General features: G+C 71.6%; 15 protein-coding genes. 10 read left to right on the forward strand and 5 right to left on the reverse strand.

Translation table 11 applies throughout. The features are described from left to right. Positions 1 to 281: 281 nt before the first annotated feature. The 7 genes from ftsE (at position 282) to rpoH (ending at position 6,247) form a co-directional block, all read left to right on the forward strand. Complete coding sequence (gene ftsE, locus WQ53_RS09410; protein ID WP_052631926.1) at positions 282 to 968, forward strand: cell division ATP-binding protein FtsE; 687 nt, start codon at positions 282 to 284, stop codon at positions 966 to 968. Next, positions 965 to 1,930: a permease-like cell division protein FtsX gene (gene ftsX / locus WQ53_RS09415; RefSeq protein ID WP_052631927.1), complete on the forward strand. Its 966-nt coding sequence runs from the start codon at positions 965 to 967 to the stop codon at positions 1,928 to 1,930. Before ftsE ends, ftsX begins: the two co-directional genes overlap by 4 nt. Beyond that, entirely contained in the window at positions 1,930 to 2,769 is an 840-nt protein-coding gene (locus tag WQ53_RS09420) for a response regulator (protein ID WP_052631928.1), read from the forward strand. The genes ftsX and WQ53_RS09420 overlap by 1 nt, the downstream gene beginning before the upstream one ends. Before the next feature lie 3 nt (positions 2,770 to 2,772). Beyond that, on the forward strand, positions 2,773 to 3,495 hold the full coding sequence (gene ung / locus WQ53_RS09425) for a uracil-DNA glycosylase (protein ID WP_052631929.1): 723 nt from the start codon (positions 2,773 to 2,775) through the stop codon (positions 3,493 to 3,495). A 440-nt stretch (positions 3,496 to 3,935) separates the two neighbouring features. Then, entirely contained in the window at positions 3,936 to 4,349 is a 414-nt protein-coding gene (locus WQ53_RS09430) for a DoxX family protein (protein WP_052631930.1), read from the forward strand. After that, positions 4,346 to 5,059, forward strand: coding sequence for a pirin family protein (locus WQ53_RS09435; RefSeq protein ID WP_052631931.1), 714 nt, complete (start codon positions 4,346 to 4,348; stop codon positions 5,057 to 5,059). Before WQ53_RS09430 ends, WQ53_RS09435 begins: the two co-directional genes overlap by 4 nt. A 312-nt stretch (positions 5,060 to 5,371) precedes the next feature. Next, entirely contained in the window at positions 5,372 to 6,247 is an 876-nt protein-coding gene (rpoH, locus tag WQ53_RS09440) for an RNA polymerase sigma factor RpoH (RefSeq protein ID WP_052634021.1), read from the forward strand. Between the two features lie 381 nt (positions 6,248 to 6,628). Here rpoH and WQ53_RS09445 read toward each other — a convergent pair whose 3' ends face one another. From WQ53_RS09445 to WQ53_RS09455, 3 genes are all read right to left on the reverse strand, one after another. Then, a complete protein-coding gene (locus tag WQ53_RS09445; protein WP_052631932.1) occupies positions 6,629 to 7,918 on the reverse strand; it encodes an NAD(P)/FAD-dependent oxidoreductase in 1,290 nt (429 codons plus the stop codon). A gap of 23 nt (positions 7,919 to 7,941) precedes the next feature. Then, the gene (locus WQ53_RS09450; protein WP_052631933.1) at positions 7,942 to 9,255 is read right to left on the reverse strand and encodes an MFS transporter; all 1,314 of its coding nucleotides are present in this window, start codon (positions 9,253 to 9,255) and stop codon (positions 7,942 to 7,944) included. A gap of 121 nt (positions 9,256 to 9,376) precedes the next feature. After that, positions 9,377 to 10,519: a helix-turn-helix transcriptional regulator gene (locus WQ53_RS09455; protein ID WP_052631934.1), complete on the reverse strand. Its 1,143-nt coding sequence runs from the start codon at positions 10,517 to 10,519 to the stop codon at positions 9,377 to 9,379. Between the two features lie 152 nt (positions 10,520 to 10,671). On the opposite strand from WQ53_RS09455, the gene WQ53_RS09460 reads away from it, so the two are divergent. Together WQ53_RS09460 and WQ53_RS09465 are read left to right on the forward strand one after the other, a co-directional pair. Further along, positions 10,672 to 12,933: a prolyl oligopeptidase family serine peptidase gene (locus WQ53_RS09460; protein ID WP_082112944.1), complete on the forward strand. Its 2,262-nt coding sequence runs from the start codon at positions 10,672 to 10,674 to the stop codon at positions 12,931 to 12,933. A 97-nt stretch (positions 12,934 to 13,030) separates the two neighbouring features. Next, a complete protein-coding gene (locus tag WQ53_RS09465) occupies positions 13,031 to 13,777 on the forward strand; it encodes an NYN domain-containing protein (RefSeq protein WP_052631936.1) in 747 nt (248 codons plus the stop codon). A gap of 63 nt (positions 13,778 to 13,840) precedes the next feature. Here the strand turns inward: WQ53_RS09465 and WQ53_RS09470 are convergent, their stop codons facing one another. Further along, positions 13,841 to 16,063, reverse strand: a complete 2,223-nt coding sequence (locus WQ53_RS09470) for a primosomal protein N' (protein ID WP_052631937.1) — start codon at positions 16,061 to 16,063, stop codon at positions 13,841 to 13,843. A gap of 436 nt (positions 16,064 to 16,499) precedes the next feature. On the opposite strand from WQ53_RS09470, the gene WQ53_RS17260 reads away from it, so the two are divergent. After that, positions 16,500 to 17,891 (forward strand): hypothetical protein, encoded by a 1,392-nt coding sequence (locus tag WQ53_RS17260; RefSeq protein WP_052631938.1) that lies wholly within the window; start codon positions 16,500 to 16,502, stop codon positions 17,889 to 17,891. 31 nt (positions 17,892 to 17,922) lie between these two features. Here WQ53_RS17260 and WQ53_RS09480 read toward each other — a convergent pair whose 3' ends face one another. Beyond that, positions 17,923 to 19,014 (reverse strand): DUF3667 domain-containing protein, encoded by a 1,092-nt coding sequence (locus tag WQ53_RS09480; RefSeq protein ID WP_052631939.1) that lies wholly within the window; start codon positions 19,012 to 19,014, stop codon positions 17,923 to 17,925. Between the last annotated feature and the right edge of the window lie 27 nt (positions 19,015 to 19,041).

The following is a 19,041-nucleotide window of genomic DNA, read 5'->3' on the forward strand; positions in this document are numbered from 1 at the left end:
CTCGTGTCGCCGACTGAAGTCAGCTCCTACAGGAGAGCGGCCGCGCCGTGGCTGTTGTAGGAGCCGGGTTCAGCCGGCGACACGACGACCTCGGCACAGGCGACGTTCCTGTGATCCCGACGCCCGTGTCGCCAGCAAGCTGGGCTCCTACAGAAGAGCCGGCGCGGCTGCCGTTGCAGGAGCCGGACTTGCCCGCGACCTGGCGCCGTAGGCCCAGGCGTCGTCCTCGCGATCCGGACGTCCCTGTCGCGCGGCGCTGGACGCTCCGACATAATCGCGGCATGAGCGTCCTGCGATTCGAGAACGTCAGCAAGCAGTATCCCGGCGGCCACCAGGCGCTGGTCGACGTCAGCTTCGACGTGGCCGAGGGCGAGATGCTGTTCGTCACCGGCCATTCCGGCGCGGGCAAGAGCACCCTGCTCAAGCTGATCCACCTGTCCGAGCGGCCCAGCCGCGGCGCGGTGCTGTTCGGCGAACGCAACCTGCAGCGGGTGCGCGGCGGCAAGGTGCCGCTGCACCGGCGCGAGGTCGGCGTGGTCTACCAGGACCACCGCCTGCTCACCGATCGCACCATCGGCGAGAACGTGGCGTTGCCGCTGATCCTGCGCGGTACCCGCCGTGCCGAGATCGGCAAGCGCGTTCGCTCGGTGCTCGAACGCATGGGCCTGGGCCATCGCGAGAAGGCGCTGCCGTCGCAGCTGTCGGCCGGCGAGCAGCAGCGCGTCGGCATCGCCCGGGCGATCATCGCCGAGCCGCGCCTGCTGGTGGCCGACGAACCCACCGGCAACCTCGACCCGACCCTGTCGGCCGAGATCATGGAACTGTTCGCCGGGTTGCCCGACCGCGGCACCAGCGTGCTGGTGGTCAGCCACGACCTGCCGCTGCTGCGGCGCATGCGCCGGCGCGTGCTGGTGCTCGACCATGGCCGCCTGGTCGACGACATCTCGCCGCAGGACCTGGCGGAATGAATACGAACGCGACGACCTCCACGAACGGCAAGGCCGCCCCTGCCGCACCGTCGCGCCTGCGGGTGTGGTTCGACCAGCACCTGCACGGGCTCGCCTTCAGCCTCGGCCGCACGCTGCGCAAGCCCTGGGCCACCCTGCTGACGGTGGCGGTCATGGGCCTGGCCCTGGCCCTGCCGCTGGGCCTGTCGATCGTGATGGACAACCTGCGCCACTTCGCCGGCAGCGTGCAGCAGTCGCGCGAGGTCAACCTGTTCCTGAAGATGGACGTGGACGCGGCCGCCGCCACGAAGCTGGCCGACGAACTGCGCGGCCGCGGCGACGTCGCCGCGGTGGATCTGCGCACGCCGGAGCAGGCGCTGGCCGGCTTCCGCGAGAGCAGCGGCCTGGGCGAGGCGCTCGACGCGCTGGGCGAGAACCCGTTGCCGACCCTGCTGATCGTGGTGCCGCAAGGTGACGACGACGCCCGCCTGGTCGCCGCGCTACAGGCACTGCCGCAGGCCGACCTGGTCCAGCACGACGCGGTCTGGCGCCAACGCCTGGACAACTGGCTGCGCTTCGGCCAGCGCGTGGTCCAGGTGCTGTCGGTGCTGCTCGGCCTGGGCGCGCTGTTGGTGGTCGGCAACACCGTGCGCCTGGACATCCAGTCGCGGCGCGAGGAGATCGGCGTACTGCAGCTGCTCGGCGCCAGCGACGGTTTCATCCGCCGCCCGTTCCTCTACCTGGGCGTCTGGTACGGCCTGGGCGCCGGGCTGCTGGCGCTGGGCCTGATCGCCGCCGCCGGCGGGGCGCTGCGCGAGCCGCTGGCCGCGCTCAGTGCCAGCTATGGGAGCCAGTTCTCGCTCAAGGGTCTGGATGCGCTGCACTCGGGGATGGTATTGCTGGGAACCGTCCTGCTGGGGTGGCTGGGCGCCTGGGCGGTGACCGGGCACTTCCTGCGGCAGACCCGGCCCACGGAGACCTGATGGCTGCCCAAGAGCTCAAGCACCTGATCAGCGACGCGCCGCGGGTGATGGTCGCCGACGGCTCCAAGCTGGTGCGCAAGCTGATCGCCGACGTGCTGGCGCGCGAGCTGCCGGGCGTGCAGGTGGTCGGCTGCTCGAGCATCGCCGAGGCGCGCGCCGCGCTGGAGGCCGGCCCGGTCGACCTGGTCACCACCGCGCTGTCGCTGCCCGACGGCGACGGCCTGGAACTGGCGCGCAGCGTGCGCGAGGCCGCCGGCCAGGCCTACGTGCCGGTGATCGTGGTTTCCGGCGACGCCCAGCAGCACCTGGTCGAGCGCCGCTTCACCGAATACGTCACCGACTACTTCGACAAGTCGCTGGGCCACGACGCACTGGCCGAGTTCATCCGCGGCTACGTGCAGCCGCAGCCGATCGTCGGCGCCACCGTGCTGTACGTCGAGGACAGCCGGGTGGTGGCCGAGGCGACCAAGCGCATGCTCGAGCGCCAGCAGCTGAAGGTGATCCATGTGCTGACCGCCGAGGAGGCGTTCGCGCTGCTGACCGCCGAGTCGCTGGGCCGGATCCCGGACAAGATCGACCTGGTGCTGACCGACGTCACCCTGAAGGGGGAACTGAGCGGCCGCGACGTGGTCGAGCGCATCCGCATCGATTTCGCCTACGGCAAGCGCCGCCTGCCGGTGCTGGTGATGACCGGCGACGGCAACCAGCACAACCAGTCCGAGCTGCTGCGCGCCGGTGCCAACGACCTGGTGCAGAAGCCGATCGAGGAACGGCTGCTGGTGACCAAGGTGCTGTTCCAGCTGCGCGTGTCGCGGCTGGACGGCGGCCGGCCGAACTGAATCATGGCCGAGGACGACCGCATCCGGCTGGAGCCGTCGTGGAAGGCGCGGATCGGCGACTGGCTGCTGCGCCCGGAGATGCAGGCGCTGGCGGAGTTCCTGCGCCAGCGCAAGGCGGCCGGCGCGCGGGTCTATCCGCCCGGACCGCAGATCTTCGCCGCCTTCGACGCCACTCCGTTCGACCAGGTCAAGGTGGTCATCCTCGGCCAGGACCCGTACCACGGGCGCGGCCAGGCCCATGGCCTGTGCTTCTCGGTGCTGCCGGGCGTGCCGGTGCCGCCGTCGCTGGACAACATCTTCAAGGAGATCGGCCAGGAACTGGGCCTGCCGCGGCCGGACCACGGCTGCCTGCTGCCCTGGGCCAGGCGCGGCGTGCTGCTGCTCAACGCGGTGCTGACGGTGGAGGAAGGCCGCGCCGGCGCGCACCAGGGCAAGGGCTGGGAGGGCTTCACCGACCGCGCGATCGAGGCCTTGGCCAGCGAACGCGAGGGGCTGGTGTTCCTGCTCTGGGGCAGCTACGCCCAGGCCAAGGGCAAGGTGATCGATCCGCGCCGGCACCGGGTGCTGAAAGCGCCGCATCCCTCGCCGCTGTCGGCGCACCGCGGCTTCTTCGGCTGCGGCCACTTCGCCGCGGCCAACGAATACCTGGCCCGGCATGGCCAGGCCCCGGTCGACTGGTCGCTGCCGCCGCGGGTCGAGGTCGAGGCGATGTTGCGCTCCCTGTAGGAGCACAGCTTGCTGGCGACCCGGGCGTCGGAACCACGAGGGCGTCGCCTGTGCCGGCGTCGTCGTGTCGCCGGCTAAACCCGGCTCCTACAACAGCCGCCATGCGGCTGCTCTTCTGTAGGAGCTGACTTCAGTCGGCGACACGGGCGTCGGAAGCACGATGCCGTCGCCCTGTGCCGACGGCGTCGGGTCGCGGGCAAGCCCGGCTCCTACAGCGGCGGCGCGGGTCCCAATCCACTACCTGGACGCAACCGGGAAAAACGCGGCTCTGTATCCGCAGAAGGCACAGGGTCAGGTCCATGGCTGTATATTTGCAAAAATAGAACAATAAGTGGTTTCAAAGCATATTTATTCCAATATTGATTGCAATCATCCTGTCGGCCAATCGCAGGGCCCATCCGATCCGCATTCCGCGTATCCGCCCCGCATTCGAGGCCACCATGAACCACCTGTATGCGCTTTTGGGCCGAATCGGCCTGTCCCTGATCTTCATCCTCTCCGGCTGGAGCAAGCTGACCGCCTACGCCGGTACCCAGCAGTACATGGAGGCGATGGGCGTGCCCGGCGTCCTGCTGCCGCTGGTGGTCGCGCTGGAAATCGGCGGCGGCCTGGCCGTGCTCGCCGGCGTGTTCACCCGCAGCACGGCGCTGGCGCTGGCCCTGTTCTCGCTGGCTGCCGGCGTGCTGTTCCATGCCGACCTGGCCGACCAGAACCAGTTCATCCACCTGATGAAGAATGTCGCCCTGGGCGGCGGCTTCCTGATGCTGGCCGCCAATGGCGCCGGCGCCTTCAGCGTCGACGCCTGGCGCCGCGACCGCCGCCTGTCCACCCTCGCCACCGGAGGTGCCCTGTGATCGTCCTGCGTCCCGCCGCCGAGCGCGGCCACGCCAACCACGGCTGGCTCGACTCCTGGCACAGCTTCTCCTTCGCCGACTACTTCGACCCGGACCACGTGCACTGGGGCCCGCTGCGGGTGATCAACGAGGACCGCGTCGCCGCCGGGCAGGGCTTCGGCACCCACGGCCACCGCGACATGGAGATCATCAGCTACGTGCTCGAGGGCGCGCTGGGGCACAAGGATTCGATAGGGAACGTGGAGAGCATCACCCCGGGCGAGGTCCAGCGGATGAGCGCCGGCACCGGCGTCACCCACTCCGAGTTCAACTACGACAGCACCGGCACCACCCATTTCCTGCAGATCTGGATCCTGCCCGAGCGCACCGGGATCACCCCCGGCTACGAGCAGAAGCGGTTCGACGAGGCCGAGAAGCGCGGCCGCCTGCGCCTGGTGGTCAGCCCGGACGGCGCCGACGGCTCGGTCCGGATCCACCAGGACGCGCGCATGCATGCCGGCCTGTTCGACGGGGCCGAGCACGCGGCATTGGCGATCGCTCCCGGACGGCTGGCCTACGTGCACCTGGTCCGTGGCCGGGCCACGGTCAACGGCCGCGAGCTGGCTGCCGGCGACGCGCTGCTGTACCGCGACGAGCCGGAAGTCCGGATCGAGGCCGGGCAGGGCGCCGAGGTGCTGGTGTTCGACCTGCCGGAACTGGCCCGGCATTGAGGCCCATGCCGTCGTTCCCGCGAAGGCGGGGACCCAGTGACTTGGCTTCTGAAAGGCCTTGGAGTCACTGGATCCCCGCCTTCGCGGGGATGACACGCTTTCCCCTTGAGAACCGGTCGTCCCGGCCTCACAACCAAGCGACGGGTGGCGGCGCAGGATGGCTCTCCCCGCGCTGTGCCGACGTTCAGCTGGATGGCTTCAAGCCATTGATTTTCAAGGGCTGGATACCCGGTCCGGCCGTTGCACGGATGCAATGCTGGGAACCATCCCCGGCGTTAGCAGTCCAACCCCCCGATTGCTAATATGGCCGCCATGACCCAGATCCGTTCGACCAGTCTCGTTGCCAACAACCTCCCGATCCCCAGCCCGCTGGGGTCGCTGGAGGCCTACATCGGCGCGGTGCACCAGATCCCGGTGCTGACCGTCGAGGAGGAACAGGCCTTGGCCCGCCGCTTCCGCGACGGGGAGGACCTGGACGCCGCGCGCGAGCTGGTGCACTCGCACCTGCGCTTCGTCGTCCACGTGGCCCGCGGCTACAACGGCTACGGCCTGCAGCTGGGCGACCTGATCCAGGAAGGCAACATCGGCCTGATGAAGGCGGTCAAGCGTTTCGACCCCGAGTTGGGCGTGCGCCTGGTCAGCTTCGCCGTGCACTGGATCCGCGCCGAGATGCACGAGTTCATCCTCAAGAACTGGCGCATCGTCAAGGTCGCCACGACCAAGGCCCAGCGCAAGCTGTTCTTCAACCTGCGCAAGGCCAAGACCCGCCTGGGCTGGATGAACGCGGCCGAGGTCAGCGCGGTGGCCAGGGACCTCAACGTCTCCGAGCGCGAGGTGCTGGAGATGGAAGCGCGCCTGTCCGGCCGCGACATCGGCTTCGATGCGCCGGCCGACGAGGACGACGAGCACGCGCCGCCATCGCCGGCCGCCTACCTGCGGGCCGCCGACGAGGACCCGTCACAGGCCTACGAGCGCGCCGACAGCGAGGACCACCAGCTGGAACTGCTGCGCGAGGGCATGGCCAGCCTGGATGCGCGTTCGCGCGACATCATCGCCCGCCGCTGGCTGGACGCCGACAGCAAGGTCACGCTGCAGGAACTGGCCGACGAGTACGGCGTCTCCGCCGAGCGCATCCGCCAGATCGAGGCCAACGCGATGAAGAAGATGAGGGCGCTGCTGGCGGCCTGACCCGCCCGCATTGCCGCGAAGATCAGAACGGCCCGGCGACCCCGGGCCGTTCGCGTTTCCGCGCAAGCCCTGCTGCGACGGAGGCGATGCCGCTGTTTTAGGAGCCGGGTTCAGCCGGCGACGCGACGCCGTTGGCGCAGGCGACGCCCTCGTGTTTCCGACGCCCGTGTCGCCGACTGAAGTCGGCTCCTACAGGAGAGCGGTTGCGCGGCGGCTGTTGTAGGAGCCGGGTTCAGCCGGCGACCCGACGCCGTTGGCGCAGGCGACGCCCTCATGCGCGGGCAAGGCAGGGGACCGCCGCCACGGCTGTCACGCCGTATCCGGCACGCATGTGCGGACCGGCAGGCACCTCGCGGCGGACGGTCCGCGCGTGCGCAACGCTCAGGTCCGCGGCGCCGGCGGCCCGTCGTCGCCTTGGCCGCCGAGGATGATCCGCGCCGCACGCTGGTAGCTCCAGTAGGCCCAGGCCCAGTTGAGCAGCACCACCAGCCGGTTGCGGAAGCCGATCAGGAAGAACACGTGCGCGGCCAGCCAGAACCACCAGGCCAGCAGCCCGGACAGCTTGAAGCCGTGCAAGTCCACCACCGCGGCCATGCGGCCGATGGTGGCCAGGTTGCCGAAGTCGCGGTAGCGGAACGCGCTGGCGTCCCGCCGCTGCAGCCGCGCGCGGATCGCGGCGGCCACATGCCGCCCCATCTGCTTGGCCGCCGGCGCCACGCCCGGCACCGGGCTGCCGTCCGCGCGCTGCACCGCGGCCAGGTCGCCGGCGACGAACACGTGCGGATGCCCCGGCACGCTGAGGTCGGGGTCCACCGGCACGCGGCCGGCGCGGTCCAGCGGCACGCCCAGCGAGCGCGCCAGCGGCGAGGCGGCTACGCCGGCGGCCCAGACCACGGTGCGTGCCGGCACGTACTCCTCGCCCAGGCGGTAGCCGCCTTCGTCGATCGCGGTGACCGGCACGCCGGTGGACACTTCCACGCCGAGCTTCTCCAGCTGCCGGCGTGCCTTCTCCGAGAGTTCCTCCGGGAACGAGGCCAGCACCCGCGGTCCGGCCTCGACCAGGCGCACGCGTGCGCTGGACGGGTCGATGCGACGGAACTCGTCCTTCAGCGTGTGCCGCGCGATTTCGGCCAGGGTGCCGGCCAGCTCGACGCCGGTCGGGCCGCCGCCGACGATGGCGAAGCTGAGCCAGGCCGCGCGCTCGGCCGGGTCGTCGCAGGCTTCCGCCCGCTCGAACGCGAGCAGCAGCTGCCGGCGCAGGTGCAGTGCGTCGTCCAGCGACTTCAGGCCCGGCGCGTGCGCCGCCCATTCGTCGTGGCCGAAATAGGCGTGGGTGGCGCCGCTGGCCAGCAGCAGGTAGTCGAACCCGAGCACGCTGCCGTCGGCGAGCGTCACCCGCCGACCGGGCGCATCGATCGCGCTCGCCTCCCCCAGCCGCACTTCGACGTTGCGCTGCCTGCGCAGGATATGGCGCAGCGGCGCGGCGATGTCCGGCGCCGACAGGCCGGCGGTGGCGACCTGGTAGAGCAGCGGCTGGAACAGGTGGTGGTTGCTGCGGTCGACCAGGGTGATCCGCAGCGGCGCCCTGGCCAGCGCGCGGGTCGCCCACAGGCCGGCGAAGCCGCCGCCGATCACGACCAGGTGGGGAAGGGCGGCGTCTGTGCTCGTCATCGGCGTCGTCGTGTCGTCAGGTGCTAGGAAAGGGCGTCGCGATCGATCCGCGAATGCCGGCGCGTGTCGGGCATCCACACGTACACCACCAGCGAGCATGCGATGCACGCGGTGACGTACCAGTAGAAGCCGCTCTCCACGCCGATGCGCTTGAACCACAACGCCACCGACTCGGCGGTGCCGCCGAACAGGGCCACGGTCAGGGCGTATGGCAGGCCGACGCCCAGCGCGCGCACTTCCACCGGAAACAGCTCGGCCTTCACCACCGCGTTGATCGCGGTGTAGCCGCTGAGCACCACCAGCGCCAGCATCACCAGCCAGAATGCTTCGCCCGGGCCCTGCACGGTCTGCAGCCGGCCCAGGATCGGCACGGTCATCAGCGTGCCCAGCACGCCGAAGGCGATCAGCACCGGGCGCCGGCCGATGCGGTCCGACAGCGCGCCGACCAGCGGCTGCAGCAGCATGAACACGAACAGGGTGGAGGCGTTGACCAGCGCGGCGGCCTGGGTGGACAGCCCGGCGCTGTTGACCAGGAACTTGTGCACGTAGGTGGTGTACGTATAGAAGGCGAGCGTGCCGCCCATGGTTAGGCCGACCACGGTGAGCAGCGCGCGCGGATGCTGCAGCAGGACGCGCAGCGTGCCCTGGCTGCGCTGGTGCTCGGCCGAGTCATCGGCCTCGCTGCGCTGGAACGATTCGGTCTCGGCCATGTTCCGCCGCAGCCACAGCGCCACCAGCGCGGCCAGCGCGCCGATCGCGAACGGGATGCGCCAACCCCATTCGCGCAGTTGTTCCGGCGCCAGCACCTGCTGCAGCACGATCAGCACCGCCAGCGCGATCAGGTGCCCCATCACCAGGGTCACGTACTGGAAGCTGGACCAGAAGCCGCGGTGCTCGCGGCTGGCCATCTCGCTCAGGTAGGTGGCCGAGGTGCCGTACTCGCCGCCGACCGACAGGCCCTGCAGCAGCCGCGCCAGCACCAGCAGCACCGGCGCGGCCACGCCGATGCTGGCGTAGCCGGGGGTGAAGGCGATGACCAGCGAGCCGGCGCACATCATCAGCACCGACAGCAGCAGCGCTGCCTTGCGCCCGTGCCGGTCGGCGTAGCGGCCCAGCAGCCAGCCGCCCAGCGGCCGCATCAGGAAGCCGACCGCGAAGATCGCCGCGGTCTTCAGCAACTGGCTGGTGCGGTCGCCGCCGGGGAAGAACACCTCGGCGAAGTACAGCGAGAACGCCGCGTACACGTACCAGTCGTACCACTCCACCAGGTTGCCGACCGAGCCGCTGAAGATGCTGCGCAGGCGGCGGGCCGGCGTCAGGTCGGGTGATGGACTCATGGCCCGATTCTGGCATGGCGCCGCGGCGGAGGACACGCGGTCGCGATGCGGTGCCGATGCGCGTGCGGCGATGCGCCGCGTGCGCTGGTTCGGGAACCGTCGCCGGCCGTGCCGGCCACGGTCAGGACAGGCTGCGCAGCAGCAGTATCGCCAGGTCGGTCTGCCGGTGGGTGCCGGTCTTGGAGAAGATGCCCTTCAGGTACTGCCGCGCGGTGCCCTCGGTGATGCCGAGCCGCACGGCGGATACGGACAGGGAGTGGCCGTCCTTCAGCGCGACGGCAAGTTCGGCCTCGCGCCGGGTCAGGCCGAAAGCGTCCATCAGGGCGTCGATGCCGCCGCTGGACTCGCGGTCGGGATCGCGCAGCAGCAGGACCACGGCGTCGGCGAACAACGGGTCATCGAAGGGGCCGGCGAGACCGCACGCGGGCGCCGCCGCGAGCAGCAACGGGTGCAGTGGGGGATCCCGGGCGACCGCCAGGGTGGTGCGCCCCTCGAGCGGGGCATCGGCATCGGTGCGCATGCGCCGCCCATCCTGTGCGATGCGCGACGCATTGCGCAGCAGCGCCTGCAGGCGCTGGTCGACCTGGGCGTTGGCCGCGCGCAATCCGTGGCGGTCCAGGCGCAGCGCGTTCCCCTCGTCCAGGATCGCGCGGGCGGCGGCGTTGAGGTGGTGCACCCGGCCGTCGTCGCCGACGATCACGACTCCTTCCTCGAGCGCATCCAGCACGGCATGGACCCGATGCAGCGCCGTCTCCCCGGCGAGCAGCCGGCTGCGCAGCCGCCAGGCATTGTGGAGGTGGTACAGCACCGGCTGGAGCAGCGCCAGGTCGCGGTCGGAGAAGTCGCGTCCGCGTGTCGCGTCGCGGCAGACCGCGATCGCCGCGTGGCCGTGGCGGTGGCGCCAGGTGAACGCCAGTCCGTGCCCGCCGTGCAGCGGAAGGATCAGCTCCTGGTAGAACTCCGTGCGCACCATTTCGCGGAGCGGGAAGTAGTCCGACATCCGGCATGCCGCCCTGGCCGGCATGCATGCCAGCGAGGGGTCGAACATCGTCGCCGACGCCAGCCGGCGGGCCAGGGTCCGCATGCCGGGATCCAGTCGGCTGAAATGGGTGAGCAACGCGCCGCCGCTTGCATCCGACAGCGCCGCATGCTCGGCGCCGATCCGGTCGCGCAGCATGTCGAGCCACACGCTCTCGGCGTCGGCGTCGAGCACGGTTTCGTAGATGCGGCCCACCGTTTCCAGCAGTGCCCGGCTGTCGTCCATCGCGACACTCCTGTTTGGGAGTAGCGCACGTCGCGTGCAGTCTCCTACAACTGCACGGGCGGTTCCACCCTGACTGTAGCCGGCCGCCGAAGCCGTTGCCCGCGGAAACGGTCGTCCAGACGCCAGTCCCCATCGATGCAAGGAGCGCGCCGATGCGCATGTCCGCCTTCTCCGGTTCCCTGGCCGCCGCCGCTTCGTGCGGGTCACGGGAGGTCGCATTGCCAGCGCTGCTTCTGGCTGCACTGCTGATGCCGGGCTGCGCCCGGGCCTGGGCGACCGATGCGCCGCCGCCGGCAAAGAAGATCCCCGTCGTCGACACCTACCATGGCGTCGAGATCGTCGATCCCTATCGCTGGCTCGAGGACCTGCGGGACCCGGATACCCGGGACTGGATCAAGGCCCAGGCCGAGTACACCGATCGTGTCCTGCAGGCGTTGCCGGAGCGCGATGCGATCCTGGCCAGGCTGCAGGCGCCGGACGCCCCGGAGACCGTGATCCGCCGGGTGCAACGGCGCGGCGAGCGCTGGTTCTATCTGCGTCGCGCGCCGGACGAGAACGACTTCGTGCTGGTCATGCGCGAGCGCGCCGGCCCGCCCGAGCGCGTGCTGGTCGACCCGGCCACCGCGTTCGCGGACGGCAGGCGCTGGTCGATCAACCACTTCGATGCCTCGCCCGATGGCCGCCACGTCGCCTACCTGGTTTCGGAAGGCGGGCGCGAGGACCCGGACACGCGTGTCTTCGACGTCCAGGCCGGTCGCGACACCGGCCTGCGCATCGAGCGCACCTGGGACGCGCGCTGGCTGCCGGACGGCAGCGGCTTCTTCTCGATGCGGCTGCCGCGGCTGTCGGAATCGGACTCCGCGCTCGACGGCCGCAGGAACCTGCGTACCTACCTGCACCGGCTCGGCGCACCGGATCCGGAGCGCGACCGGCTGCTGGCCGGCGCCGGGATCGACCCGCGCCTGCCGATGGATCCGATCGAAAGCGCCACGCTGACCGTGCCGGAAGGCACCGAGCTGCTGCTGGCCAGGATCGATCGCGGCGTCGACAGGCATTCGGCGTTCTATGTCGCGCCGTTGGCCAGCCTGGAAGAAGACGCCGGCATTCCCTGGCGGCGACTGGCCGACTTCCAGGACGAAGTGGCCGACATCGCGATCCACGGCCAGGACCTCTACCTGCTCTCGTCCAGGGACGCGCCCCGTTACCGGGTGTTGCGCACCTCGTTGCAGGCGCCGGATCCGGCGCGCGCGCAGGTGGTGGTGGCCGAGGGCCGCGGGGCGATCCAGGCGATCGCTGCGGCGCGCGACGCGCTGTACGTGCAGACCCTGGACGGCGGCCTGTCGCAGCTGTCGCGCGTCGAGTACGGCCGCGGTACGCCGCAGCCGGTGGCGCTGCCGGAAGGAACGTCGGCCGCGCTGCTGCCGCGCGCGACCGCGGCCGACGCCGCCGGTGCGGTCTATGCACTGGCGGCCTTCACCACGCCGCCGGCGTATTTGCACTACGACCCGGCTGTCGGCCGTTCCACCGACCTGCACCTGCTGCCCCCACCCACGGCGGACCGCAGCCGCATCCAGACCCGCGTCCTGCAGGCGCCCAGCCATGACGGCGTGGACGTGCCGATGGTGGTCATGCACCGCAAGGGCATCGCGCTCGACGGCAGCCATCCGGCGTTGCTGATCGGCTACGGTGCGTACGGGATCAGCATACTGGACCCGGCCAACTGGCCCGAGCGCAGCGTCATCGACCGTTGGGTCGACAACGGCTTCGTGCTCGCGATCGCGGGCGTGCGCGGCGGCGGCGAATATGGCCGGCCGTGGCACCTGGCCGGCAAGGAGGCGACCAAGCCCAACACCTGGAAGGACTTCATCGCCGCGGCCGAAACCCTGGTCCGCGAAGGCTATACCCGGCCGGAGCGGCTGGCCGGCAACGGCGCCAGCGCCGGCGGCATCCTGATCGGCAACGCCTTCGTCGAGCGCCCGGACCTGTTCGCCGTGGCCCTGGTCGATGTCGGCTGGACCAACGCGTTGCGGCTGGAGGCCTCGACCAATGGCGCCGGCAATGCTCCGGAATTCGGCACGACCGCCAGCCGCCTGGGTTTCGAGGCATTGCGGGCGATGGATGCGTTCCACAAGGTGAAGGACGGCGACCGGTACCCGGCAGTGTTGCTGGTCCACGGTTACAACGATCCCCGGGTCGACGTGTGGTTCTCGGCCAAGTTCGCCGCACGCCTGCAGGCGGCCAGCGGCAGCGGCAAACCGGTGTTGCTGCGCGTGGACTACGACGCCGGCCACGGCCACGGAACCGGCCGCGCGCAGAACGACGCCCAGGACGCCGACAAGATCGCCTTCATCCGCTGGCGGCTGGGCCTCTCCGGGGATGCCGCCGCGCGCGCTTCGGGTGCCGCCGGGGAATAGGGCCGTCGCGCCGGCAGGCGGTGGGTGCCGGAAGGCGCGCGCCCGGACTGTGCCAGACTGCACCGGCGGCCATCCGGCCGTTTCCGGGGAGAGCGACGTGGCCGAAGCGGAGAAGCGCATCGCCCTGCTGATCGACGCCGACAACGCGCCGGCGGGCCGGATCGACGTGATCCTGGCCGAGGTCGCGCGCCACGGCGTGGCCAACGTGCGCCGCGCCTACGGCAACTGGAAGAGCACGAACCTGAAGGGCTGGGAAGCGGTGCTGCACGAGTACGCGATCCGGCCGGTGCAGCAGTTCGCCTATTCCAGCGGCAAGAACGCCTCGGACATGGCGATGGTGGTCGACGCCATGGACCTGCTGTACGCGCGCAACCTCGACGGTTTCGCCATCATTTCCAGCGACGCCGACTTCACCCCGCTGGTGATGCGGCTGCTCACCGACGGAGTCAAGGTCTACGGCTTCGGCGAGAAGAAGACGCCCAAGCCGTTCGTCAACGCCTGTTCCCAGTTCACCTACATCGAGGCGCTGGGCGCGCAGGTCGACGACGGCAAGGCCGACGCGGCGGCGCCGAAGTCCGCGCAGGACCTGCGTGGCGACGCGCGCCTGGTGCAGATGCTGCGCAGCGCGGTGGAGGCCGGCAGCAACGACGAGGGCTGGACCAACCTGGGCGTGGTCGGCAGCCAGATCGGCAACCAGGCCTCGTTCGACCCGCGCAACTACGGTTATCGCAAGCTCAGCGACCTGGTGAAGGCCAGTGGGCTGTTCGAACTGCGGCAGGAAGGCAAGACGATCTGGGTGCGGGACAAGCCGCGCCGACGCGCGGCGGCCAAGAAGACGTCCTGAGCGCGGCCGCCGGCCACCGCCGGCACCGCATGCAGCGCCGCGGCTGCCGCCGCCGGGCCGCGCTCAGTACAGGTCCACCGGATCCACGTCCAGCGACCAGCGCGTGCGCCGCGCCTCGGGCAGGGCGTGGATCGCCGGCAGCGCCGCGTCCAGCCGCGCGTGCAGCGCCGGGCGGCTGGGCGAGGACAGCAGCAGCTGCATCCGGTACAGGCCGGCGCGACGCGGCATCGGCGCGGTCAGCGGCCCGTGCAGGTCCAGTGCCGGCGCGGCGGGGTCGGCGGCATCGAGCAGCGCGGCCTTGGCCGCGCGCAGGAACGCGGTGGCCGCTTCGGCCTGCTGCGCCTCGGCGCGCAGCAGCGCCAGGTGGGCGAAGGGCGGGAAGCCGGCTGCTTCGCGCTGGGCCAGCTCGTCGCGGGCGAAGCTGTCGTAGCCGCCGTTGATCAGGTCGTGCAGCAGGCGGTGCTCCGGATGGTGGGTCTGCCACCACACCTCGCCCGCGCGCTGCGCGCGGCCGGCGCGGCCGGCCACCTGGATCAGCTGCTGGGCCAGCTTCTCGCCGGCGCGGAAGTCGGAGGAGAACAGGCCCTCGTCCACGCCGACCACGACCACCCGGGTCAGGTTCGGCAGGTCGTGGCCCTTGGCCAGGATCTGGGTGCCGACCAGGATCCCGGGCCTGTCGCCCAGTTCCGCCAGCAGCCTGGCCAGGCCGTCGCGGCGCTGGGTGGTGCCGCGGTCGATGCGCAGCACCGGCCAGCCAGCGAAGCGCTCGGCCAGCAGTTCCTCCAGCCGTTCGGTGCCGATGCCCTGCGGCTGCAGCGCCAGGCTGGCGCAGTCGGGGCAGGCCAGCGGTTTCGCCTGGCGGTGCCCGCAGTGGTGGCACAGCAGCCTGCCGCCGCCGGCATGCACGGTGAGCGGGGTGCTCTGCGCCGGCGTGCTGCAGCGCGGGCACTGCGCGCTCCAGCCGCAGTCGTGGCACAGCAGCACCGGCGCGTAGCCGCGGCGGTTCTTGAACACCAGCACCTGGCCGCCGTCGCGCAGCGCCGCGCCGATCGCCTCCAGCGTCTCCGGCGCCAGGCCGGCCTGCAGCGGGCGTTTGCGCACGTCCAGCACGCGCACCGCCGGCGGCCGGGCCTCGCCGGCGCGCCGGCGCAGGCGCAGGTGCGCGTAGCGCCCGGCCTGGGCGTTGTGCAGCGTCTCCAGCGACGGCGTCGCGCTGCCCAGCAGCACCGGCACGCCCAGCGCCTTGCCGCGGACCAGGGCGAAGTCGCGCGCGTGGTAGCGGATCCCGTCCTGCTGCTTGTAGCTGGCGTCGTGCTCCTCGTCGACCACGATCAGCCCGGCCTCGGGCAGCGGGATGAACACCGCCGAACGGGTGCCGACGATCACCCGCGCCTCGCCGCGCCAGGCCGCGGCCCAGACCCGCGCGCGCTCGCCGTCGGCCAGGCCCGAGTGCAGCGCGTGCACCGGCACGCCCAGGCGCGCGCGGAAGCGCGCCAGGGTCTGCGGGGTCAGGCCGATCTCCGGCACCAGCACCAGCGCTTGGCGGCCGCGCGCCAGGCAGTCGGCGATGGCATGCAGGTAGACCTCGGTCTTGCCGCTGCCGGTGACGCCCTCCAGCAGCAGCGGTGCGAATCCGCCGGCGCGTGCGATCGCGTCGATCGCCTCCCGCTGCTCCGGGTTGGGTTCCGGGCCCGGGGCGGGCGCGGGTGCGCGGGCGACGGCGGGGACCGCGATGCGTTCGGCGTAGCCGCGCCGCGCCAGCGCGCGTGCCGCCTCGCGCCAGCCGTCGAGCTCGTGCTCCAGCCGGTCCTCGTCGACCGGGCCGGCGGCCAGCAGCGCGGCCAGCCGGTGCGGGCGGCCGGCCTTGCGCAGGCCGTCGCGGCCGGTGGCACCGGCTTCGGTCAGGGTCCAGGCCCAGGCATGGGTGTCGGGCAGCGGCTCGCCGGCGCGCAGCGGCGCGGGCAGGGCGGTGGCGAACACCTCGCCCAGCGGGGCATGGGTGTAGCGGGCCAGCCAGCGCAGCGAGTCCAGCAGTTCGCCCGCGAACAGCGGTTCGGCATCGGGCAGGGCGCTGGCGCGGCGCAGCCCGGCGTCGGTCCCGGGCGGGCCGATGCCGGCGACCACGCCCACCAGTTCGCGGTTGCCGAACGGGACCCGCACGCGGTGGCCGACCAGGGCCGGCGTGGCCCGTTCAGACTCAGGCGGCAGGTAGTCGAACAGCCGCGGCAGCGGGACCGGCAGGGCAACCTGGAGGCAGGCGGGAATGTCGGGGCCGGGGCCGGGCATCGGGCCAGTCTAAGGCCTTGTGCGACCGGGTCGCAGGAGCGGTGGTTTGCGGCGCATTGCTGCGCGCCAGTTGATGAGTGGGATGTAAACGGCCGTCACAGTTGGAGATTTGTGCTTATCCACACCAGATGTGGATAACCTTGTGCATCACCGTGATGCTTCACGCCGCAAACACGCAAATTCAAGCCTGTCAGTCAGGTTGGTCAAAAAAACGCCATATCGAAAATTACATTAAAATCATGCAGTTGGGCGTGAAACATGGCTGTAGCACGGCGTCGGCAGGCAAAAAACGCGGTTTTCGGCCGAAAGTAATTGCGCTGTGCACAACCGTTCCGACGGCAGGCCTTGTCACAACGGGCTGGAACGGCAGTTCCGACGCTGTCAACAGGCGGCGGGCGCGCCCGCCGGCGTATCCTCGCTGCATGCCGGAGACCCGATGCACGAACCCTTGAACCCGGCGACCGGGCTGCCGGCCGCCCTGTCCGCCTTTGTACGCGGCGCCGAACGGCGCGCGTTCGTGTTCCTGTGGCTGCAGTCGGGCGACGCCGCCGCGGCCGAGCGGGCCCTGGCCGCGGCGATCCGTGCCTTCCCCGGGCCGGCGGCACGGATGCCGATGGCCGAGTGGCCGACCCGTTTCTGGAAGCTGCTGCTGGCCCTGCCGCTGGAGCCCGGCCTGGACTGGCCGCCGGCGCTGGCATTCCTGGCGCCGATGCGGCCGCCGGTGCGACGCGCGCTGCTGCTGCGGCAGGTAGCTGGCCTGGACGAGGCCACCGCGGCCGAGGTCATGGGCGTGGAGGTCGATGCCTACCGGCAGGCGCTGGCCGACGCCTGCCCGCGCGACGGGGCCGGCGCGCCGGACGCCGACGGCTGGCGCCACCAGGCCGAGGCGATCCAGCAGGCCAGCCGCGACCTCGACGAGCGGCAGCTGTTGCGCCTGATGCAACTGCGCGAGGCGGCGCTGGCCGGCCGCGCGGTGGCGCCGGGCGTGGCTCCGGTCGCCGCGGCAGCACCATCCACGCCTCCGGGGCGGCCGCGGCGGGCGTCCACGCGCGGCCGGCGGCCCTGGATCGCCGTGGCCGTGCTGCTGGCTGTCGTGTCGGTGCTGGCCCTGGCCTGGTGGCGCTGGCCAGCCTCGCCGCCTGCCTCCGCGGGCGCCGCCGAGGACGAAGCGGCGGCGCGGGAGGACGACTTCCGCGTCCACGACGCCGCGCCGGTCGTGGTCGAGCCGCTCCCGGCGGCCGCGCCGCCGCCGGGAGCGGCCGGCTTGCCGGACGCCCTGCCCGAACCGCTGCAGGACCCGGTCGTGGCCGAGCTGGCCCTGCTGTCGTGGTATGCCGCCGGCGCGCCGGACTCGCGCCTGGAGCGCGAAGGCGGCACCGGCCAGGCCGACGCGGCGCAGGCGCTCATCGGCACTGATGTGGACGACGGCTCCGCCGCCGCCGTGGACGCCTGGCAGCAGCTCGATGCGGTCGAGCAGGCGCAGGTGCATGCCGCTGCCGCCGCGCTGCGCATGCAGCAGCCGGCGGCGCAGGCGCGGCTGCGCGCGCGCTTCGCCACGCTCGATGCGATGGAGCGCCGCGGCTGGCTGCTCGGGCCGGCGCTGGGCAGCGACTATGCCGCGTTGCAGCCGCTGTTCGGTTTCGTCGCCGAGGACGAGCGCGGGCCGCTGCTGGCGGCGCTGCGGGCGCTGACCCCGGAGCAGCGCGCACGCCTGGGCGAGCTGTCCCTGCGCACCCCGCCGGCCGCGCGCGCGGATCTGCGGCGCGAGTTGCTGGCCACCCCGCCGCACCAGCGCGGCGTCTGGCTGGAGCAGCGCGGCCGGCAGTGAGCGCCGCGGTCGCGCCGATCCGCGCCCGCGCTCAGGCCCGGACCAGGCTCAGGACCACCAGGGCCATCGCGGCGATCACCAGCAGGGTGGCGTAGAGGTTGCCCAGCACGAAGAACTTGACCCCGGTCCGCAGCCAGCCCTGGCCGTAGACCCGCTTCTGCATCAGCAGCAGGTAGGCCGGCATCCACAGCCACAGCGACATCGCCAGCACGTCGGAGACGGGCCCGAACAGGGCCAGCCGTGGCGTGATCCAGTGGTCCAGCGCCAGCAGCGCGAACTGGCCCAGCAGCGCCACGCACAGGAACGCGTGGCTGTAGAGCGCGACCACCACGTGCTCGAGGTAGAGGCGGCGCGAATCCAGGTAGAACAGCTTCAGCAGCAGCGCGAATACCGGCACCAGCACGAACAGCGCCGAGGGCACGCTGCCCATGAAGGCGTACTTGAACAGCGTCGGATCCTGCTGGAACCGGGGTGCGTTGCGCTCGATGCGCTGCAGCTGCCGCGCCAGCCAGCCGTCGGCTGGCGTGTCGGTGGAGACCCAGACCGTGTCCGCAGGTGGCAGGGTCGCTGGCGCGGCCGGAGCGGCACCGAGTTGGACCAGGCGGCGGTCGGCCTGGCGCCGGACCGCGCCGATGCCCTGCTCGAACCCGCTACGCGTCACCGGCGCCAAGGTGGCCGGCATTTCCCGGTGCGCCTGCTCCAGGTCGGCGACCGCCCGGTCGCGGATCGCCTCCACCTCGGCCACCGTGGTGGCCCGCGACAGCTCCCGTTGCACGCCCGTGTCCTCCATCTCGATGGACGGCGCGACGGCGGTGCCGCCGAAATCCACCAGCTTGCCGACGAAGAAGGTGAGCAGGCACAGGATCACGAACAGTCGCATCGGCGCCACGTACGGTGCGCGGCGGCCGGCGAGGTAGTCGTTGGCCAGGGTGCCGGGCGACAGCAGCCGCCGCAGCGTGCGGAAGATGCGCCCGTCCAGGTGCCAGAACGATTCGAACACGTCCTCGACCGCGTGGGCGAAGCTGCGCACCGGGCTGTGCGCGGCCTGGCCGCAGGCATGGCAGAACAGCCCCTGCAGCGGCGCGGTGCAGTTCTCGCAGGCCGCAGGAGGGCTCTGGCTCATGGTGGGTGGTCTTGGTGGCGGTGCGTG

The organism is Pseudoxanthomonas suwonensis, assembly GCF_000972865.1.
Taxonomy (GTDB): domain Bacteria; phylum Pseudomonadota; class Gammaproteobacteria; order Xanthomonadales; family Xanthomonadaceae; genus Pseudoxanthomonas; species Pseudoxanthomonas suwonensis_B.